We start from the raw sequence: 19,692 nt of genomic DNA on the forward strand, positions 1-19,692 counted from the left end.
TATTGATTAATAACTTTTATTTTCGCATTAGCAATGTCAATACTGGAGCCAATTATGGATCTGAGTAAACGAAAATTTCTACAACAAATTGGGGCAGTGACGGCGGGTGCGTCGTTAATTCCAATCTCGGAGGCTGGCCTAAACTTATCTCCAACGCGTCATGAAGGCAATCCTGAAAAACGTTATGGGATGTTAATCGACTTACGTCGTTGTATTGGCTGCCAATCTTGCACTGTAAGTTGCTCGGTTGAAAACCAAACGCCACAAGGCCAATTTAGAACCACCGTTAACCAATATCAAGTGGCGGTTAAAGGTGAGGAAGGTTTTACCAACGTACTTCTGCCACGCTTATGTAACCACTGTGATTCACCTCCTTGTGTTCCTGTATGCCCTGTTCAAGCCACTTTCCAACGGGAAGACGGCATTGTTGTGGTTGATAATGAACGTTGCGTCGGCTGTGCTTATTGTGTACAGGCTTGCCCGTATGATGCCCGCTTTATTAATCATTCCACACAAACTGCAGATAAATGTACTTTCTGTGCACATCGTTTAGAAGTGGGTTTATTACCCGCATGCGTTGAATCTTGTGTGGGCGGTGCACGTATTATTGGTGACTTAAAAGACCCGAACAGCACCATTCGTAAAATGCTGACTGAACATGAAGCGGAAATTAAAGTGCTCAAACCAGAAAGTGGCACATTACCACAAGTTTTCTATATCGGTTTGGATGATGCATTTGTAGAGCCGCTACAAGGCAAAGGGCAACCCGCATTATGGCAGGAGGTGTTCTGATGGACGGTCAAGTGACATATATTTCTGAAATTATGGCTCAGCCACAAGAATTTTTCTGGCTACCGTGGGCCGTGCAATACTTTTTCTTTATCGGAATCGCTTCTTGCGCTGTGCTGTATGCGTGTTACCTGCATTGGCAAAATAAAAGCGAAAATGGCCGATTAGAGATGATCGCTGTGTTCATCGCGATCACCATGGGGATCACCGCGCCACTCGCGTTAACGGCAGACTTGCACCAAACCGCACGGGTTTGGCATTTCTACGCACACCCAACACTGTGGTCTTGGATGTGGTGGGGCTCGGTTTTATTACCATTATTCACCACATTCATTGGGTTATATTTTGTTGCCCTGATTGTGAAAATGATTTGGAAAAAAGAGTTTAAAGCGACCCGTTGGGTGGCATTGCTAGCGGCGTTATCTGCAATGGGCTTATTGCTGTACACCGGCCGTGAAGCGTCAATCTTAAACGCGCGTCCAATCTGGTATAGCTGGTGGATGCCAGTATTAATGTTCCTAAGTGCGTTGCAAGTTCTGCCTGCATTGATTGGTTTAGGTGCTCGCAAAGAGCCACAATACCAAAACCGTTTAGCCCGTTTCCAAGTGATTACCCTGCTGTTATTTGCCGTGTGTTTCGCTCTGTGGTTATCAGGGGATACCATATCAGGGATCGCGGTACGCCAACAGTTGGATACTGCAAGTGCAGGTTGGTGGATGCTGATGGGGGTTTGTGCGCTGTGGTTAATCACATTTGTGATGTCAGTGAGCAATGTAAAAGCTATCCGTTCAGTACCTTACATTACCGTTTTAGCCTTAGTTTCGATGGCTTTTGCTTGGACACTACGTTGGATTTTCCTGATGGAAGTTCAAGCGGTTCCAAAATATAACATTATCGCGAATCCATACCACTTCCCTCTGGGGACTGACGGCTTAATGGCTATTGTAGGCACATTTGGTCTGTGGATTGCGTTAACAATTATTGTTCGTGAAGGTGTTCGCTGGTTTGCGAGGAGAGTGCAACATGGCTAAATTCTCAAGACGTCAATGGCTTAAAGGTGGTTTGGTTGTCGGTGGCATTGCGTTATTTGGTGCAAGCTACCGTGATGTGGCCAAACGTGCAGTCGATGGTTTGGTTAATGGCACCTCTGGTAAAGTCACGTTAGACCGCCTCAATGGCAACTCACTGCGTCCAGAAGGCCAAGCACTGAAAGGCTGGCAGGAAAACCCAGAACAAGTAGTGGCGATGACCCAATGTTTTGGTTGCTGGACTCAGTGTGGTATCCGTGCTCGTGTTGATACAGCGAAAAATGAAGTGCTGCGTATTGCTGGGAACCCGTACCACCCGTTATCTCACGAAGAGCATTTCCCCTATGGTATGCCGCTAAAAACTGCGTTCAACAAAATGAGCGGTGAGTCAGGTTTAGAACATCGTTCAACGGCATGTGCCCGTGGGGCGACCTTAATGGAAGGCTTAACCAGTCCACTACGTATTTTAGAACCGATGAAACGTGTGGGTAAACGCGGTGAAGGTAAATGGGAGCGCATTAGCTTTGAACAACTGATTAAAGAAGTGGTTGAAGGCGGTGATTTATTCGGTGAAGGCCATGTGGATGGGTTAAGAGCCATTCGTGACCTTGAAACGCCATTAGACCCATCACAGCCTAAATTAGGCCCGAAAGCGAACCAATTGCTAGTGACTAACGCAGGGGACGATGGCCGCGACGGCTTTATTCGTCGCTTTGCACAAAACGGCTTTGGTAGCAAAAACTTCGGTGCGCACGGCTCTTACTGTGGCCTCGCTTACCGAGCAGGTTCGGGGGCATTGATGGATGACTTGGACAAAAACGCCCACGTCAAGCCTGATTGGGATAACGTGCGTTTTGCCTTATTCCTCGGGACGTCCCCTGCACAATCGGGGAACCCGTTCAAACGTCAAGGCCGCCAGTTAGCGACAGCACGTTTACGTGATTCTTTTAATTATGTGGTTGTTTCCCCTGCATTGCCACTAACGACAACATTAGCCAATGACCATGGTCATTGGGTGCCTGTACAACCAGGGACGGATGCAGCGTTAGTGATGGGAATGATACGCTGGATCATCGAAAACGAGCGTTATAATGCAAAATACCTTAGCGTACCAAGCGAAAAATCAATGGAAGGCATGGGGGAAAAAAGTTGGACCAACTCCACCCATTTGGTTATCACTGATGACGCGCATCCATTAGCAGGCAAATTATTAATTTCCTCTTATCTTACTGGGGAAGAGGATGATGAAAAAGCCTATTTGGTTCAGGACGCTTCTGGTGAGTTGAAATTAGCAGATGATGTCCCTGCTGCGGAACTTTTTGTGACCCGCAAAGTGACATTGCATGATGGCAGCGAAGTCACAGTAAAATCAAGCTTCCAATGCCTGAAAGAAGCAGCAAATCGCATGACGCTTGAAGAATATAGCGAACGCTGCCATGTACCAGTGAAAACCATTGCATCACTGGGCAAAGCCTTAACTTCTTATGATAGAAAAGCAGCGGTCATTTCCCATGGCGGTATGATGGGAGGCAACGGCTTCTACACAGCATGGTCAGTCATAATGCTTAACGCCTTGATTGGTAATTTAAACCTGAAAGGCGGTGTGTCTGTTGGTGGCGGTAAATTCAACGGGGAGAACGATGGCCCACGTTACAATATGTCGAGTTACAAAGGCAAAGTGAAGCCAAAAGGCGTTGTGTTATCGCGCAGTAATGAAGTCTATGAAAAATCAGATGAATTTAAAGCAAGATTAGCCGCAGGTGAAAAACCGTATCCTGCAAAAGCCCCTTGGTATCCGTTTGCGAAAGGCCAATTAACGGAGCAACTGGCGTCTGCGTTGATGGGGTATCCGTATGCGCTTAAAGCGTGGATCACCAATATGACTAACCCGGTATATGGCATCGCGGGTATTCGTCAGGTTATGGAAGAAAAACTGAAAGATCCAAAACATCTTCCATTAATTATTGGTATTGATGCTTTTATGAATGAAACCACTGCGCTGGCAGATTACATTGTGCCAGATACCCATAATTTTGAAAGTTGGGGCTTCAGTGCGCCGTGGTCAGGTGTTCAAGTTAAGGCGAGTACCGCGCGTTGGCCAATTGTTGAGTCCCGTACAGCGAAAACCGCGGATGGCCAGCCAATTTCAATGGAAAGCTTCTGCATTGCGGTAGCAAAAGAGCTGAAATTACCTGGCTTTGGGGACAACGTGATTGAGGACATGGATGGCAACATGCATTCACTCAATACCGCAGAGGATTACTACTTGCGCGTGGCTGCTAATATGGCTTGGTTAGGGGAAAAACCCGTACCAGAAGCTGCAACAGAAGACATCCAAATCAGTGGTGTTGAACGTATTTTACCTGCGATAACTCGCACGTTGAAACCAGAAGAAGTGCGCCGTGTGGCTTACATCTTCACACGCGGTGGCCGTTTTGCACCGTATGAAAAAGCGTGGGATGGCGATGCAACAGGGCCACAATGGAAAAAAGGATTGCAGATTTGGAACCCAACTGTTGGGACTAACCGTCATGCAATTACGGGTGAACGTTACAGTGGCTGTCCAACTTACTATCCGCCACGTATGGCGAATGGTGATGACGTTAATAAAGTGTTCCCAGAAAAAGAGTGGCCACTGAAACTGATGTCATTTAAATCTCATGTAATGAGCAGTTCAACAACGGTGATTGAACGCTTACGTCATGTTAAACCGACCAACCTTGTGGCTATTCACCCTGATGATGCTGCGAAAATGGGGGTAAAACATGGTGATTGGATCCGCATCACCACGCCAGGTGGAAATGCAGAAGCTCAAGTCAGCGTGTTGGATGGTGTAATGCCAGGAGTACTAGCGATTGAGCATGGTTATGGGCACACTGAAATGGGCGCTAAACAGCACTATTTAGATGGTGAACCAATGCCGATGAATGCGGCTAATGGTTCAGGTATTAATTTAAACGACCTCGGGTTTGCTGACCCAACGCGTGAAGTGGCAAATACTTGGCTTGATTGGGTATCGGGTGCTTCTGTTCGCCAAGGTTTACCAGCGAAAATTGAGTTAATCAGCTAGCTAGGTTTTAACGTAGTAGTAAAAGTTGCTAGCTTGCGGGGTTCTGCATAGCGTTGCAGGCCAGCAACTTTGTTTTGAGCAGTTGACATTGCGCATCAACAGTGTGTTTATTGCACTGTGACTTCGGCAAGTGCCAGGGAGGGGGAGCCCTCCCTTTTTTAATGCAATAATGGTGAGGTTGCGTGTTCCATTGCACCGCTTTGATACAATAAAACGCCCATCAAGACAAACAGCACCCCAGCGATGATTTTAAGTGAAATTACCCAATATGGTGAGAGTTGAACGCCTTTTAGACGTGAAACGCGCAATGCATTATCTCTCATAAGATGAACAAACACCGCAATCAAACAGATGGTTAACGCTGTGCCGACAGCCATCATCAGCGCAGCAATAATTCCCCACACATATGCATCAATCACATACGAAAAGAGCAGTACCAAAATTGCGCCTGAGCATGGGCGGATCCCCATCGAAAGAATAATCAGTAGCTTACTTTTGAACCCCGCTTGTAGCTGTTCAGATTGGACAACATGTTGATGCCCACAAGCGCAGCTAGACAGCTCGGTTTGCACTTTGTTATAAATAATTTTTGGTTGGGATTGATTCAGTGGTTGTATGCTTCGCAATGTTAAAGCGGCTGATTTTTTTGGTTTGCTGATTTGCCAAAGACGGCGAATCGCACTGACACAAAGAAATACGCCTAGCAAGATCACAAAAATGTAGCTGATTTGCTCTGCATAAGCACTGGCTTGGTTCAGGTGTTTAGTGGAGAGCTGGAATAAAATGAGTACAAAAGAAACCAGTAAAATGGCGACTAATCCCTGCAATAAAGACGCGAGTAAGCTAATCACGACACTTTGTTTTAAGTGAGTGGCTTGTGTGGCGATATAGGTGGTGATGATTAATTTACCGTGCCCTGGCCCAAGGGCGTGTAAAAAACCATAAGCAAAGCTTGCAATGACCAATAATCCCCCAGCATAAAATGGCCGAGTCGCCGTTTCTTGGAGAAGGTAAGATAGCCCTTGGTTTAATTGTTTTTGCCAAATAACACTTAGTTGTAACCATGAGTTCCAATGGATGTAAACCTGCAAGGCGCAATACGCTATAAGCACTAATAAGATAACTGCACCGAGCCATTTTTGGTTACGCAACGCAATTAAGGGCATTGGATATCCACCTGTTGTGCAAATTGCTTACCAAGTGCTAAGTCTTCATCTGGTGTATCATTTTTGTCTAATGAAAAGGCATAGGCGCGCATGGAGTCAGTAATATCGGCTTCTTTTAATGCCAACTTGCAGGTCGCGGCAAGCTCTATAGGTAGTGTAATTTGCTGCGGGTTTTGGTAGGTCATACTGACATAAAATGATGGATCGTAGGTTTGGAGAGTCACATGGGAGCTTTTAATTGGTAGAGGTTGCATAAATGACGCAGTGAAGTAAAACACTAGAGAAAAACCGTCTTTTTCAAGATGGTAGTTATCGGGGATGCGCTTAAAACTGACTTTTTTCCCTTGATAATAGAAATCAGTGAAATAATCCTGCATTAATACATTCGCCATCACAATGGCTTCTTGTTGCTTCCAGCGTGGGTCATCCTTTTTTACCCCTTTGAGTTCATACAGAATATCAGCAGAGGTCATTGGATCCATCTTCCAAGCATAATTTATCCCTGAATAGTTATCTTGTTTGGTTTCAAGGGTCATTTTCATTTCAATAAAACTGTGAGGATGAGCCGCTACCTGTGGCACGACAAGAGATAACATAATAAAAAAGAGAGGGAATAATCGCATTATTTCTACTATTTAAAGGTGGTAAATTAATAACGTTATAACATAACGGAATGAAATCGTGAATCATCAAATGTCACTAAAATACCGTTAATTATGTAAGTAAATAATGATTTAAACGTTTTAATCATATTTCAATAACAATCCCACTTAAAATAAAGGGTTTTTTATTAACACAATAACAGCGATAATATGAATAAATAATCTCATGCAGTTGTGTTTAACAGTCATCAGGTTAATTGTTTAAATATTAGTTAGTTACAAAGGAAAAGAGAACACCATGCCAGTGTTACATAACCAAGTTTCAAATAAAATACTCAAAGAACGCATGTTGGCTGAAACTGAGCCACGTACCACTATTTCTTTCTATAAGTATTTTAATATTGAAGACCCAGCTGTCTTTCGTAATGAATGGTACCAACAATTCAAAGCGTTAAACGTATTTGGCCGTGTGTACATTGCCAAAGAGGGCATTAATGCACAGATCAGCGTGCCAGCATCCAATGTTGACGCTTTACGTGAACTAATTTATCGCACAGATCCTGCATTGAATGATTTGCGCTTAAATATTGCTATTGATGATGATGGGAAATCGTTCTGGGTTCTGCGCATGAAAGTGCGTGATCGCGTAGTTGCTGATGGCATTGACGATGAGACATTTAACCCTGCAAATACTGGGCAATATCTCAAAGCGCATGAAGTGAATGCAATGATTGATGATCCGAATACTGTATTTGTTGATATGCGTAATCATTATGAATACGAAGTGGGTCACTTTGAAAATGCGGTAGAAGTTCCATCGGATACTTTTAGAGAACAGCTTCCGATGGCCGTGGAAATGCTGCAAGAGCAAAAAGATAAGAATGTTGTCATGTATTGTACTGGCGGTATTCGTTGTGAAAAAGCGAGTGCATACATGCTACACAACGGCTTTAAAAACGTTTATCACGTGGAAGGCGGTATTATTGAGTATGCACGTAAAGCCAAAGAACAAGGCTTACCTTTGCGTTTTAAAGGGAAAAACTTTGTTTTTGATAACCGTATGGGCGAACGTATTACAGATGACATGTTAGCGCACTGCCACCAGTGTGGGGCACCTTGTGATTCACACACGAACTGCCGCAATGATGGTTGCCATCTACTGTTCATCCAATGCCCAACTTGCGCTGAAAAATACGAAGGTTGCTGTAGTGCTGCATGCAATGAAGAAATGAAACTACCAGAGCAAGAACAGCGTGCTCGCCGTGCAGGTCGTGAAGTGAGCAATAAAATATTTAATAAATCCCGCCACCGTTTATCAGAGGGCTTATTAAATAGCGATAGCTAATTGAGTATAATACTAAAAAAGTAGAAGCCCTTTTTCAGGGCTTTTTACTTAATATAAATATTTAAATACATTATAAATGAAGAAAAGCTCTATTCTGTTTTTAACGAAAACCTTACTTGCTATATGGCGCTTTTGTGAATAAACCGTACTGTTACTTATCCCTAATTTCTTAGAGATAATATGGTTTGGTATTTCATTCATCCAATTGCTAATTATTTTTTGCTCCTTGACAGTAAATATAGAGGTATCTGTATTATTCGCTAATTTTGTTATTTTTTCTATTTGTGCATAATCATTAATTACTCTATCCAATGTTTTAATAATGATATTTTTGGATAAAATAAAAAAATTATCTTTTAATAATAGTGGGTTATCTGTTTGGGGGTAAGGGGCATTGATATAAATATAAAAACGAATATTATTTGATAGATTTAGTAACCCTTGTAAAGTTGGACAATAATTTGAGTAGTGGCAATAATAGGTTAAATTAACAAGAACAATGTTTGGTGAGTTTTTATTTATGAATTTAATAGCATCACCCAAACAGCCAGTGCTAATAAAGTTTAAGTTCTTATTCTTTGATAAATATTCAGTAATACCAAGTCTCGTGTAATAACACTCATCAATAACTAATATTTTCATTGGGAACGTCCTGGTTCGAAAGAGTATTACAATAAATTGGAATAGCTAGTGATGTCAACTGAGTAATAATAAAAACAAAAAATGTTGTCGTTAATTTAAATTAATCAATTTATAAAAATAAAATGAGGTAAAGTAGTTATATAATATATAACTACTTTATTGAAAGGCTATAGATTTAAAAAATGGATATCTACGGCTCAAATATCCATTTAAGGATTTAGTGTGTTTTAAAATTAAATTCGATGTATTCCCCAGACTCTATCTTATCCACGCCAGCTTGAAGAATACCAATCAATTGTTTTGCGACATCCGTGGTAAGCCACATGGTTTTATCCACGACAGCATCGCCTGAGTTTTTATCTTGTTCGGGGAGGTAGTGCAAACGTAACATCATAGCATCATAGGCATCTACGGTGCTAATGTCCCAGCCAACAACTGGGTGAGTTTGAATAACATCATTTTTTCTATTCATAAAAACCTCCTAATCAAACAGCGTGATAAATAATAAATATCTATAACTGACTAAGAGCAAAGTTCTTGGAATGAATCCACTTTCAGTATAAGGAGATTTCGTTAATAAGGAAGTAAATAAAATATTTTTTTGCATAAATGACAGTAAATGCACAAATAAAGCGAATATAGCTGGGGCTCGTAGAGGGAAGCGATTGCAACTTCCCCCATGACGATAAACGAGATTTTTAGTGCTTATTTAGCGATAGCGATTGACCAGCGAGAATCTTCACCTGCTAAGAACGGGATCAATTTATCATTACAGCAATCAATCGATTCACAAGTCATGTTTGGTTCTTTAGTCAGGGTTATATGGCCTTCATTTACAGGCAAATTATAGAATTTAGGACCATTCAATGAGCAAAATGCTTCAAAGTGCGCTAAAGCATCTAGTTCTTCAAACACAGTTGCATAAGCGGCCAGTGCGGTTGGTGCATTAAATACGCCAGCACATCCGCAAGCGGCTTCTTTACGTGATTGCACATGTGGAGCGGTATCTGTTCCTAGGAAGAAGCGATCACAACCCGATGCAACAGCAGAACGAAGCGCTTCTTGGTGAATGTTACGTTTTAAAATTGGCAAACAGAACAAGTGCGGTCTTACACCACCGACTAACATATGATTACGGTTAAACATCAGGTGCTGAGGCGTTAGCGTCGCAGCGGTAAATTCGTTGGCATCCAAAACATATTGTGCAGCTTCTTTTGTTGTGATGTGTTCGAAAACTACCTTTAAGTTTGGAAATTGGGCGCGTAATGGCTGCATGACTTGTTCAATAAACAGTGCTTCTCGGTCAAAAATATCAATATGGTTCGCGGTGACTTCACCGTGAATCAATAGCGGAATACCTGCTTTTTCCATTGCTGCCAGAACAGGGTAAATTTTCTTAATATCAGAAACCCCATGGCTTGAGTTGGTTGTTGCATTAGCAGGATATAATTTACATGCGGTAAACACACCTTCTTGAAAGCCACGGATGAGTTCAGTTGAGTCAGTTCCATCAGTAAGATAACAGGTCATCAACGGGGTAAATTGGTGCCCTTGTGGCACAGCCTGAATAATGCGCTCGCGATATGCTTTTGCGGCTGCAACGGTAGTAACGGGAGGAACTAAATTTGGCATCACAATTGCGCGGCCAAAAAACTCACTGGTGTAGGGAACGACCGTTTTTAACATATCATCATCGCGAAAATGAACATGCCAATCATCAGGGCGGCGAATCGTTAGGGTAGTTACAGTAGTCATTAAACCGGCTCCATAAGGGAAGGTGAGTGATGAGCGAACGCTCAGGCCGGGAACGAATGATAAAGCGAAAGGAGAAAAATAGCTATGGGAATTGATGATTAAATATCTTTTGAGAAAAATGATAAACGATAAGAAAGCAAAAAGCCTGCTTAAATTTCTTTAAGCAGGCTTCTCTAAATATTGGCTCCTCCAGCTGGACTTGAACCAGCGACATACGGATTAACAGTCCGCCGTTCTACCGACTGAACTATGGAGGAACTCCTTGGTACGCAGAGGATATTAGCTTCCTCTAAAGGGATTGTCAAAGGAGAATATCGAAAAAAATGTTCGTTTGCCTGTTATCTGTGCGAACTGAGGGAAGTTTGATCGGAAATTATGTAGGAACAATAAACTGAAGGACAAATCAATAGAAAAAACATCAATGCCATGATGGGCTTTGTGTATTAAAAGTATTGATTACAGTGGATAACAACAGGTAACCACTGTAATCATTTTTAATCATATCGGTTAACGCGGGATCACTAAAACGGGTTGAGAAATATCATCTAATAAACTGCGAGTGACCGACGTATTCAGCCAGCGGCTAAATGAAGAAAGGTGACGGTGGGAGATAATCAGTAAATCACAATTGTGTTTTTCCATTTGTTTAGGGATTGTCTCGATAGGTGTTCCTGCGGCAAGCAGCCCCTGTGTTTTAAATCCCATATTTGTTAATGCGCTGGTGACATCTTTTAATTGTTTCTCTGCTAAGGCTTCTTCTCGCTGGGCAGCAGGGTACTCATCGCGTTCATCGCTATTTTGACTTAGTTTAGTGCGGCTTAGCGCAAAGGTGCTATCGACAACGGTTAAGACAATGACATTATGAATACAGCCTGTCATACGTTGCATAAAATTGAGGGCATTACTGCTATTTTCGAAGCTATCGACAGCCAACAATACATTATTAATCATTTTTATCTCCTGATAAGCGATTTACACCGCACCCTTAAAGTTAGATTCCCCTTTTTTCCAATAGCCTTTTGCGAAGAGTGAGGTTTTGGGGATCCCTCTTTCGTTGATAAAATGATTCTTCAAATAAACAGCAATTTGTTGCTCACAGGCTAACCAAACTTGGCCTGGTTCAGCAGGCAGAGCACATTGAGTAATGGCTCGGACTAGAGAACTATTCATCACGCTATCATAATGACGGTCGCGAATTTGCCAGCTATTGACGATTAAGTCAGGGTAATTTAGTGTTTGTATTTCTGCTTCATCACTGACCTCTGCAAACCAGAAAACAGGCATTGGTTCCGTCAATGATTCAAGAATACGACGCATTGCGGGAAGTGCGGTTTCATCACCCAATAAAAGTAACCAACCTGCTTCAGATAGCGGTTTAAACCCGCCAGAACACGGCCCTGCAAAACCAAGTCTATCACCGATTAATGCGTTTTCAGCCCAGCGAGATGCGGGGCCATCACCATGCAAAACCATATCGATATCAATGGTTCTGTTGATTTTATTGATCCCGCTAATGGTGTAAGCGCGACCCGCTAAACTTTCTTTCCAAGGAAAAAATACCTTGACCCAACTTGCGGGTTCGTAAGCTCTTAAATCATCTAAAAACTTATCGACATCATCACCACTCAAGGTAATCCGTCGCATTTTTTTTGTTAATGATTGCACTGCGCTAACGGTAGCTTCTCGTTTGCGCCTTGTATCTTTTTCTAATATGTCGCCCACAATTTTATTCATTGTATTGTGCATGAGGATCCTCCTGCTGCATATTTGACGGATAAGTGTGTTCCCAACCACCGCCTAATGCTCGATATAGATTGACTACAGCAAGGGCGGTTTCTTCTTGAGACGTAATTTGTGCCGATTGCAAATCTAACAAGGCGCGCTGGGTGCTTAATACATGCATGAAGTCACTGGCGCCATTAAGATAGCTATCCCGTGCTAATGAAAAAGCATGCTGATTAGCGGTAACGGCAGAAACTAGGTGTATTTGCCTGAGTTGTTGGGCCTGATAGTCTGAAAGTGCATCATCAATTTCATGCCAAGCACGCAAAACAGTTTGTTGGTATGCAATTGCCATTTCTTGTTGACGGTACTCACTTAACGTCACACGTTGTTTGATTTTTCCACCATCGAATATGGGTAAATACAGTGAGGGGCCAATGGCGAACATATGCGTTGACCAGCTTCCCATATCGGATAATGCAAGGGCTTGGTAGCCTGCATTACCTGTTAACATGATCCGTGGGTAGTAATCCGCTTTAGCGACGCCAATTTCTGCGGTTGCTTGGTGTAAGCGCTCTGCGGCTTCACGAATATCTGGCCTGCGAAGTGCAAGATCAGACGGAACGCCCATCGGAACTATTTGAGTTAACTGTGGGAGGTTCTTTTTCGTTGATAATTGGGCATTAAACGCCCCAGGTTGCTCGCCCAGCAACAAGGTAATGGCATTTTTTAGGCGATTTTCCCTATCAATTAGCACAGGAAGCAAGGCATTGATTTGGTCGAGTTGTACTTGCGCTTGTTCCACATCAAGTTGGTTTCCTGAGCCATTTTGTAAACGTACCTGAGTGAGTTCCAAGGTTTGTAACGAGGTTGCATGGTTTTCTCTTGCAACTTGAATTTGTTGCTGTATGGCACGCAGGCGTAAATAATCGGTGGCAACTTCTGCGGTGACAGAGGTTAACAAGGCTCGCCGATTTTCTTCTGATGCTGCAAAATTAGCACGAGCACTTTCTGATGCACGGCGTAATTTTCCCCACATATCCAACTCCCAAACCGCACTAAACCCACCGCGCCAAAGGTTAAAGTCAGACTCGCCTTTTTTCCCTGATGGATCCATACTACCGACTGATGTTGCACGTTGGCGCTGGTAAGCACCATCAAAGCTAAAATCAGGGGCTAAGTCAGAATCGGCAATGCCTAATAAAGCGCGACTTTGTTGCATGCGCGCTGTCGCTAATTGCAAATCTAAATTACTTTTTGTTGCGCGTTGTATGAGCTCTGAAAGCTGGGGATCACCAAAAATGCTCCACCACTCGATAGGAAGGGAGGAGGTGCTTTGGTTAGCACCCCAATTTTCTGGCAAAGTCGCTTGCGGTGGCACGTAATCGGGGCCAACTGCTTGGCAACCTGTGAGTGCTACGAGAACCAGTGCAATGGCGGTTTTTTTCATTAGTGGCTCCCATCCAATGTGTTGATGCTCACATCGGCTGACATGCCTACGCGTAGTGCATTCATTGTCGCCTCACTCTCTTTGTTAATATCAAAGGTAATTTTTACAGGGATACGTTGCACAATCTTTGTGAAATTACCTGTTGCATTTTCAGGTGCAACAGGAGAAAAGCTAGCGCCTGAAGCGGGTGCGATACTGTCAACATAGCCTTTTAGGGTTTGGCCAGGGAACGTATCAATGCTGATGTCAACGGTTTGCCCCTGAGTAATGTTCTGCAACTGTGTTTCTTGGTAATTAGCAATAATGTACAGTTTGTCTTGGGGCACAATTGCCATTAACGCATCACCAGGCTTAACAAACTCACCCACTCGCAGGCTTTTTTTACCCACTACTCCTGCAATCGGTGCGGTAATACGGGTATAAGATAAATTGAGTTTAGCCATCTCTTTCTTCGCTTGCGCCAATGTCAATTCAGCGTCACTATCTGATTGCTTAGCTTGTAAAACTTGCAACATATTCTTAGCCGCTTTTAAAGACGCTTCGGCTTGTGCAACACTGGCAGTCATCGTTTGTACGCGGGTAGTTGCTTGTTGTGCCGCTTGTTGTGATCCTGCGCCAGTCGTTGCCATTTTGTGATAGCGCGTTTTCTCTTGGTGAGCAAATTGCAACTCAGCTTGTGCGGATTGTAATTGAGCTTGCGCAGCAGAAATCAGCGCATACTGGCGTACTAGATTCGCTTTTGCATCATCTTGGCGTGCACGTGCTGAGTTTTCTTGTGCTATCGCTTGGGAAAGTGCGACAGTGAATTCCCGTGGGTCAATTTCCGCTAATAATTCGCCTTCTTTCACCCATTGATTGTCTTGAACCAAAACTTGGGTAACAACACCTGAAATTTGGGGTGAAATACGCGAAATATCGGCACGAATATAAGCATCATTGGTATTTTGCATTGTTTTTTTAATGGCGAACTTATTAATTAATAGCCCGCCTACGACAACTAAAATACCCGCGATTGCAAGGGCAACACCTTTATTAATTTTAATTTTACTCATTGTTAATTCCTGATAATCAATAACTAAGCCGCGGCCACAGACCGTGGCGGATAAATTCGAGTTGGCATCACAACGATCAGCCCTGTTAACAACAGCGCTAAGCCTGAAACCAACATATAAAGATCAGCACTAGCCAGCACATATCCCTGACTAGAGGCAAGCTGGGTCAGCTCTCCAATAGACTCTGAGGTTTTGCGATATGCTGTCCCGTAGCCATCGGCAATTACGCCTGAATGAAAATCCCCCCGTTGGCGGCTTAACAGGGCAATAACACCACCTGCTGCTGTTGCTGCGAAGCCTTTGACTGCGTTAAACCACGCAGCAGCAAATGGGCCATCGGTCGGTAAAAGTCCCCCAGTTGCCATCATCAACAACGGAATAACGGCCATGGGTTGAGCAATGGCTTGTAGTAGCGAAATGGTTTTAAAATTATTTCCATGCCAATCAGGGGTCAGTTGTGATGCAAGCACACAAGCCGCTGCCATCAATAACAGGCTGATCGCCAATACCCAGCGACAGTCCACTTTTGGGGTATTACAAATGATCGCAACGATAGGCAGCGTAATTAGTTGGGGGAGTGATACCCACAGCATCATGTCTGAGGTCTGTTCGAGTCGATATCCTTGGATTGCGGATAAATAACCAGAGGTAATATTGACTAGTGAAACCATAATCAATAGAACCCCACCCAACGTAATTAATGAAAATGAAAGATTTCGTTTTCCAAGCAGCTGCAAATTAAAAAATGGCAATGGGTGATACCATTCATTAATGAGAAACAGCGCAAGTAGCCCTAATCCACCAATTAATAAGACATAAATGAGTGAGGAATTAAGCCAATCTAAACGCTCTCCTTGGGATATTCCTACAGTTAGCATGGCTAAAGCGCTTCCCCCAAGGATTAAACCACGCCAATTAAATTGTTTAAGGCGTTCTAGGCGAAGAGGGTCTTGTGGTAAGCCATAGCCGATGCAAATGGTTGCAATGGCCATTAAGGGTAAATTCCAATAAAAATAACCACTCCATCCCCAGTGAAATGCAAATGCGGCGGCGGTCGCACCAAAGGTGGCACTCCACGCGGAAACCCATCCATAAGCACCTAACCCTAACACCTTAATTAGCGGGGGCATAAAGCGCAGTACAACGGTCATTAACATCGGTGGTAAAGCACCACCCGCGAAGCCTTGTAAGCTGCGAATGGTTAACAACCATGTGTAGTGCTCCCCTAACCAAGGTGTAATTAATCCACCCAGTAGATAAATTGAGCACATCACTAAGGCTACACGGCGTAATGAAAAAGTAGGCCAAAAACAGGGTGTAAAACCCGAACCAATAACAAAACCTGTGACATAGCAGGAGATTAACCAACTTCCTGTATCTATATTTAGAGCCATTGCGCCTTGGATGTCGCCAAGGGCGAATTTACTGGCGTTTTCTCCCACGCCACTCGCCATGACCGCTAAAAAAACACCAAATAGGCCCATCCATGTGCGGCCACTGATCTCGCCTGCACTGGCTATCCATTTGTTTTTTTGAGGTTGCGTAATAGACGCATCAACCATTTCAAACTCCTGCTGTTTCAATAATTGTTCTATCAATTTCAGCAGTAGTATCTAAATTTTACTTGATTGTTTAAAATGAAATGATGTAATTAATTTATTGCAAAAAACGCAATCCGTGGGCGGGGGAAATATGCCACAGAAAATAGATTTTAATTTAATTTATGCGCTGAATTTATTACTGGAGGAAGGCAGTGTGAGCGGTGCTGCTGAAAAAATGAATTTAAGTGCGCCTGCGATGAGCCGCATTTTAGGCCGTATCCGTGAACAATTTAATGATCCTATTCTCGTGCGGGCAGGGCGAAAATTGGTTCCGACACCCAGAGCGTTAGAGTTAAAACAACAATTGGCAGAAATTATAGCTCAAGCTCAAGCACTTATTGAACCTGATGAGTTGTTTCATCCCGAATCCCTTGAAAGAACATTTGTCATACGTGCGAATGATATTTTTATTGGGGCACTAGGTGGGGGGTTATTAGAAACATTACGTGAGTTGGCACCACGAAGTAGTTTAACCTTTATCGCAGAAAGTGATACAGATGATGACTCCTTGCGTAGTGGCAAAGTGGATTTGGTTATTGGCTCATCACGGGATTGGCACCCTGAAATTAAAGCCCAGAGCTTATTTACGAGCACGTTTCAAGCGCTAGTGCGTCCTGGGCATCCAATTCTTGATAACGTAACACCTGAAACGTTAACGCATTATCCGCATATTAGTGTTTCACGAAGGGGACGGACTTTAGGGCCAATTGATGATGCATTGCGTGATTTGAAATTACAACGCAAGGTGGCATTGACGTTACCCAGTTTTCATTCCGCTATGATGCTAACAATGAAGTCTGATTATATCTTGCCGTTACCGCGCCATGTATTACAAGGGGTGAAAAGCATCAATTTGCCACTTGTTGAGATAGAACTCCCTATTGAGCTGGAGTCTATATTTATTGTGCAAGCATGGCACCCTCGTCTGGATAGGGACCCTGCGCACCAATGGCTACGTCAAACGATTAAGCAATTTTTTCTAGAAAAAGAATAATGAGTTAGTCGATGTTAGATAGCAAAAAGCCCGCATTAAGCGGGCTTTTTAAATTTGGCTCCTCCAGCTGGACTTGAACCAGCGACATACGGATTAACAGTCCGCCGTTCTACCGACTGAACTATGGAGGAATTGCTTTGTTCCTGAGAACGAGGCGCATATTACCCATCCTGTTTCCCGTTGTAAAGCATAAAAATTAAAAAAATCGTCAAGTGGGTGTTAAATAGACAAACTGGCGATTATCTGTACCTAAATATCTGATTTTAACTAAATGAGGGGGATAGACAGCCACAATGAGAGCGAGGAAAGAAAAAATAGATTTATACGTTAAATAGAGAGAATGCAAGATAGCAAAAAGCCCGCATTAAGCGGGCTTTTTAAATTTGGCTCCTCCAGCTGGACTTGAACCAGCGACATACGGATTAACAGTCCGCCGTTCTACCGACTGAACTATGGAGGAATTGCTTTGTTCCTAAGAACGAGGCGAATATTAACGATATCACCTCGGACTGTCAACGATAAAAATTGAAAAAAAACTCAACTGCTCAATCACTACTCAATATGACTGAATTTCATGCTAGTTAATTGATATTGCATTAATTTTGTGCAGCCAATTTACCTTGTACTGGTGTAGAAACTTCGGGGTAAACCACATGATAAATATCGTAAAACGAGATCATGCCTTTTAATGCAATTAGACGGGTGATTTCTTGTTTAATTGTTTGACTGACTTCATTGGAATCAAGGACTTTACGAATTGCGTTTTCAGAAACAGGTTCAGTCACGAACCATTCACCATTATAACAAACACGTAAATCTAACACGCCGATGTCTTCGAAATGGTAGACTGGCTTAATATCAAAAAGTAACACGCTAGCTAAAATAATAAATAACAGAGTAATACCCAACGTCCAGTATGGGCCAAAATATGGCGCATACCAAAGAATAACGGCTAGCGGAATATAAGCTGCAATCATACCTATACATAAGTAAGGGTGGTTTGCGAGGAACTGGCTATTGAAATACGGTTTGCCATCACGATTTTCACGTTTATTGATGGTATCTAAATCTTCGACAAGTATTTGTTTGATAATATCCATGTGATAACTCTCTGTCAGATATTGAATCTATACTCGCAGAGTATCACGAGGGCTCAAGATTGTTATATATCAGTTAAAAAAAATATTAATGCAGATTGTCATGAGATCAGATAATTCCGACTGACAATAAAAGGTTTTTTTGCCCTTGTAATTAAATTTTTCTTTAAGTTATCAACTAAATGCAGTGTTTTTGTTAACGTTATGGCGGATAAAAGTGACATAGTCGAAAAAACTGCATTTTTTTATGGATTGAATGTATAAAATAGTTGCTATTATCTTAAAGTCATGAGTTAATGTGCATCGGCCTGTTTAGCAGTCCTATTTGATGTATGATTACTGAGTTAGTGTGTTCTAAAGAAGAAAGTTATCACAGATAGCCTTTGACCGTGACGCTTCATCTTGGTGTTTCCCTGATTAAATAGTTGACTCTGGCCCGTATATGCCAAAAAGGCAAGTTTTTTTGATGTTATATAGGAAAAGTCAAATGTCCGACAAAATGAAAGGTCAAGTTAAGTGGTTCAACGAGTCTAAAGGCTTCGGTTTCATCACTCCAGCTGATGGTAGCAAAGACGTTTTCGTCCACTTCTCTGCCATTCAGGGCAATGGTTTCAAAACTCTGGCAGAAGGCCAGCAAGTTGAATTCACCATTGAAAACGGTGCAAAAGGCCCAGCAGCTGCTAACGTAACTGCTATCTAAGCTAATTGCTGAACTGATTTTCTAAAGCCCGTCATTTTTAATGACGGGCTTTTTCGTATGCGTTACATTTATGATTAATATTATTTTGTTGGAAAATAGATGTCATGAATATTAATGATCGTGTTTATGTGAAAACAGATGGGCAAGAGCGACGAGAAGGAACAATTTTACTTATCGAACCTTTTAATGAAGGTGTAATGTATTTAATTGCATTACCTGATTACCCAGAAGGTATTTGGTTTTTTAATGAAAAAGAAGGCAACGAGGGCACGTTTGTCACATTAATTGAATAATAGTTTTTTAATTAAATTCAAATTTATTAAAAATTTGTTCTTTACTTCGTAAATTAGCCCACCTATACTCCACCCATCAATTATTTAGGAGATTATTACTTGGACAGTCAGAGTTGGAATAAAAACTTAATTTAACGGCAAGCCAGTAATCGTCTTTTCTTTTCACTGCTTGCCACTAAGGCGGGCGGTGTCTGATGTATCCCATCATACATACACCCTTATATTGTACACAAAGTACTATTCTATATTTAATTAATAGCTTATTACTATTGTATTGAGTGTGTATCATGTTTGTATATTTTTATTCTCTATTTCCTCCAGGCAATAGCTAATTATTCTTGAATCTTTATTGATTCAAATTATGGCTATGTGCTTTTTATTAAGCA

General features: G+C 42.3%; 18 protein-coding genes and 3 tRNA genes. 7 read left to right on the forward strand and 14 right to left on the reverse strand.

Annotated features, from left to right (window positions below; all coding sequences use genetic code 11):
* The first annotated feature begins 54 nt into the window (after positions 1-54).
* Genes ttrB through ttrA form a run of 3 tightly spaced genes read left to right on the forward strand, consistent with a single transcriptional unit; the run spans position 55 to position 4,887 of the window.
* Positions 55-792 carry a tetrathionate reductase subunit TtrB gene (gene ttrB / locus PSF27_RS01750; protein ID WP_206086722.1) on the forward strand — a complete coding sequence of 246 codons (738 nt, stop codon included), beginning with the start codon at positions 55-57 and terminating at the stop codon, positions 790-792.
* Positions 774-1,820, forward strand: coding sequence for a tetrathionate reductase subunit TtrC (ttrC, locus tag PSF27_RS01755; RefSeq protein WP_206086723.1), 1,047 nt, complete (start codon positions 774-776; stop codon positions 1,818-1,820). The genes ttrB and ttrC overlap by 19 nt, the downstream gene beginning before the upstream one ends.
* Positions 1,813-4,887 carry a tetrathionate reductase subunit TtrA gene (gene ttrA, locus PSF27_RS01760; RefSeq protein WP_206086724.1) on the forward strand — a complete coding sequence of 1,025 codons (3,075 nt, stop codon included), beginning with the start codon at positions 1,813-1,815 and terminating at the stop codon, positions 4,885-4,887. Before ttrC ends, ttrA begins: the two co-directional genes overlap by 8 nt.
* Positions 4,888-5,045: 158 nt before the next feature.
* Here ttrA and PSF27_RS01765 read toward each other — a convergent pair whose 3' ends face one another.
* A complete protein-coding gene (locus PSF27_RS01765; RefSeq protein WP_272680769.1) occupies positions 5,046-6,053 on the reverse strand; it encodes a nickel/cobalt transporter in 1,008 nt (335 codons plus the stop codon).
* Positions 6,044-6,676 (reverse strand): DUF1007 family protein, encoded by a 633-nt coding sequence (locus PSF27_RS01770; protein ID WP_272538699.1) that lies wholly within the window; start codon positions 6,674-6,676, stop codon positions 6,044-6,046. The genes PSF27_RS01765 and PSF27_RS01770 overlap by 10 nt, the downstream gene beginning before the upstream one ends.
* A 277-nt stretch (positions 6,677-6,953) precedes the next feature.
* Here PSF27_RS01770 and trhO point away from each other — a divergent pair, with 277 nt between their 5' ends.
* The gene (gene trhO, locus PSF27_RS01775) at positions 6,954-8,000 is read left to right on the forward strand and encodes an oxygen-dependent tRNA uridine(34) hydroxylase TrhO (RefSeq protein WP_206086726.1); all 1,047 of its coding nucleotides are present in this window, start codon (positions 6,954-6,956) and stop codon (positions 7,998-8,000) included.
* Positions 8,001-8,048: 48 nt separating this feature from the next.
* Here the strand turns inward: trhO and PSF27_RS01780 are convergent, their stop codons facing one another.
* From PSF27_RS01780 to PSF27_RS01820, 9 genes are all read right to left on the reverse strand, one after another.
* A complete protein-coding gene (locus PSF27_RS01780; RefSeq protein ID WP_206086727.1) occupies positions 8,049-8,642 on the reverse strand; it encodes a LuxR C-terminal-related transcriptional regulator in 594 nt (197 codons plus the stop codon).
* A gap of 217 nt (positions 8,643-8,859) precedes the next feature.
* On the reverse strand, positions 8,860-9,114 hold the full coding sequence (gene bssS / locus PSF27_RS01785; RefSeq protein ID WP_047756449.1) for a biofilm formation regulator BssS: 255 nt from the start codon (positions 9,112-9,114) through the stop codon (positions 8,860-8,862).
* A gap of 233 nt (positions 9,115-9,347) precedes the next feature.
* A complete protein-coding gene (gene pyrC / locus PSF27_RS01790; RefSeq protein ID WP_272680770.1) occupies positions 9,348-10,397 on the reverse strand; it encodes a dihydroorotase in 1,050 nt (349 codons plus the stop codon).
* 181 nt (positions 10,398-10,578) lie between these two features.
* Positions 10,579-10,654 (reverse strand) — tRNA-Asn (locus tag PSF27_RS01795).
* A 250-nt stretch (positions 10,655-10,904) separates the two neighbouring features.
* Positions 10,905-11,348, reverse strand: a complete 444-nt coding sequence (locus PSF27_RS01800; RefSeq protein WP_206086729.1) for a universal stress protein — start codon at positions 11,346-11,348, stop codon at positions 10,905-10,907.
* 21 nt (positions 11,349-11,369) lie between these two features.
* A complete protein-coding gene (locus PSF27_RS01805; protein ID WP_272538697.1) occupies positions 11,370-12,143 on the reverse strand; it encodes a siderophore-interacting protein in 774 nt (257 codons plus the stop codon).
* The gene (locus PSF27_RS01810) at positions 12,124-13,569 is read right to left on the reverse strand and encodes an efflux transporter outer membrane subunit (protein WP_272680771.1); all 1,446 of its coding nucleotides are present in this window, start codon (positions 13,567-13,569) and stop codon (positions 12,124-12,126) included. The genes PSF27_RS01805 and PSF27_RS01810 overlap by 20 nt, the downstream gene beginning before the upstream one ends.
* Positions 13,569-14,621, reverse strand: coding sequence for an HlyD family secretion protein (locus tag PSF27_RS01815; RefSeq protein WP_272680772.1), 1,053 nt, complete (start codon positions 14,619-14,621; stop codon positions 13,569-13,571). The genes PSF27_RS01810 and PSF27_RS01815 overlap by 1 nt, the downstream gene beginning before the upstream one ends.
* A gap of 23 nt (positions 14,622-14,644) precedes the next feature.
* On the reverse strand, positions 14,645-16,183 hold the full coding sequence (locus tag PSF27_RS01820; protein ID WP_272538694.1) for an MFS transporter: 1,539 nt from the start codon (positions 16,181-16,183) through the stop codon (positions 14,645-14,647).
* A gap of 130 nt (positions 16,184-16,313) precedes the next feature.
* Here PSF27_RS01820 and PSF27_RS01825 point away from each other — a divergent pair, with 130 nt between their 5' ends.
* Positions 16,314-17,216 carry a LysR family transcriptional regulator gene (locus tag PSF27_RS01825; RefSeq protein WP_206086734.1) on the forward strand — a complete coding sequence of 301 codons (903 nt, stop codon included), beginning with the start codon at positions 16,314-16,316 and terminating at the stop codon, positions 17,214-17,216.
* A 55-nt stretch (positions 17,217-17,271) separates the two neighbouring features.
* On the opposite strand, the gene PSF27_RS01830 is transcribed toward PSF27_RS01825, so the two are convergent.
* The 3 genes from PSF27_RS01830 to PSF27_RS01840 form a co-directional block, all read right to left on the reverse strand.
* Positions 17,272-17,347 (reverse strand) — tRNA-Asn (locus tag PSF27_RS01830).
* A 253-nt stretch (positions 17,348-17,600) separates the two neighbouring features.
* Positions 17,601-17,676 (reverse strand) — tRNA-Asn (locus tag PSF27_RS01835).
* Between the two features lie 136 nt (positions 17,677-17,812).
* Positions 17,813-18,316, reverse strand: a complete 504-nt coding sequence (locus tag PSF27_RS01840; protein ID WP_206086735.1) for a YlaC family protein — start codon at positions 18,314-18,316, stop codon at positions 17,813-17,815.
* Positions 18,317-18,800: 484 nt separating this feature from the next.
* Here PSF27_RS01840 and cspE point away from each other — a divergent pair, with 484 nt between their 5' ends.
* Positions 18,801-19,013 (forward strand): transcription antiterminator/RNA stability regulator CspE, encoded by a 213-nt coding sequence (gene cspE / locus PSF27_RS01845; RefSeq protein WP_004909801.1) that lies wholly within the window; start codon positions 18,801-18,803, stop codon positions 19,011-19,013.
* Positions 19,014-19,117: 104 nt separating this feature from the next.
* Entirely contained in the window at positions 19,118-19,306 is a 189-nt protein-coding gene (gene dsrB, locus PSF27_RS01850; RefSeq protein ID WP_206086736.1) for a protein DsrB, read from the forward strand.
* Positions 19,307-19,692 lie beyond the last annotated feature (386 nt).

Source organism: Providencia sp. PROV129 (genome assembly GCF_028482245.1).
GTDB lineage: Bacteria > Pseudomonadota > Gammaproteobacteria > Enterobacterales > Enterobacteriaceae > Providencia > Providencia vermicola.

Excerpts from the sequence above, each read along its gene's own strand:
- cspE (WP_004909801.1), top strand. The coding sequence starts at position 18,801 with ATGTCCGACAAAATGAAAGGTCAAGTTAAGTGGTTCAACGAGTCTAAA.
- PSF27_RS01780 (WP_206086727.1), bottom strand. The coding sequence starts at position 8,642 with ATGAAAATATTAGTTATTGATGAGTGTTATTACACGAGACTTGGTATT.
- PSF27_RS01765 (WP_272680769.1), bottom strand. The coding sequence starts at position 6,053 with ATGCCCTTAATTGCGTTGCGTAACCAAAAATGGCTCGGTGCAGTTATC.
- PSF27_RS01820 (WP_272538694.1), bottom strand. The coding sequence starts at position 16,183 with ATGGTTGATGCGTCTATTACGCAACCTCAAAAAAACAAATGGATAGCC.
- trhO (WP_206086726.1), top strand. The coding sequence starts at position 6,954 with ATGCCAGTGTTACATAACCAAGTTTCAAATAAAATACTCAAAGAACGC.
- PSF27_RS01800 (WP_206086729.1), bottom strand. The coding sequence starts at position 11,348 with ATGATTAATAATGTATTGTTGGCTGTCGATAGCTTCGAAAATAGCAGT.
- bssS (WP_047756449.1), bottom strand. The coding sequence starts at position 9,114 with ATGAATAGAAAAAATGATGTTATTCAAACTCACCCAGTTGTTGGCTGG.
- pyrC (WP_272680770.1), bottom strand. The coding sequence starts at position 10,397 with ATGACTACTGTAACTACCCTAACGATTCGCCGCCCTGATGATTGGCAT.
- PSF27_RS01805 (WP_272538697.1), bottom strand. The coding sequence starts at position 12,143 with ATGCACAATACAATGAATAAAATTGTGGGCGACATATTAGAAAAAGAT.
- PSF27_RS01770 (WP_272538699.1), bottom strand. The coding sequence starts at position 6,676 with ATGCGATTATTCCCTCTCTTTTTTATTATGTTATCTCTTGTCGTGCCA.
- PSF27_RS01840 (WP_206086735.1), bottom strand. The coding sequence starts at position 18,316 with ATGGATATTATCAAACAAATACTTGTCGAAGATTTAGATACCATCAAT.
- PSF27_RS01815 (WP_272680772.1), bottom strand. The coding sequence starts at position 14,621 with ATGAGTAAAATTAAAATTAATAAAGGTGTTGCCCTTGCAATCGCGGGT.
- PSF27_RS01810 (WP_272680771.1), bottom strand. The coding sequence starts at position 13,569 with ATGAAAAAAACCGCCATTGCACTGGTTCTCGTAGCACTCACAGGTTGC.
- dsrB (WP_206086736.1), top strand. The coding sequence starts at position 19,118 with ATGAATATTAATGATCGTGTTTATGTGAAAACAGATGGGCAAGAGCGA.
- ttrB (WP_206086722.1), top strand. The coding sequence starts at position 55 with ATGGATCTGAGTAAACGAAAATTTCTACAACAAATTGGGGCAGTGACG.
- ttrC (WP_206086723.1), top strand. The coding sequence starts at position 774 with ATGGCAGGAGGTGTTCTGATGGACGGTCAAGTGACATATATTTCTGAA.
- PSF27_RS01825 (WP_206086734.1), top strand. The coding sequence starts at position 16,314 with ATGCCACAGAAAATAGATTTTAATTTAATTTATGCGCTGAATTTATTA.
- ttrA (WP_206086724.1), top strand. The coding sequence starts at position 1,813 with ATGGCTAAATTCTCAAGACGTCAATGGCTTAAAGGTGGTTTGGTTGTC.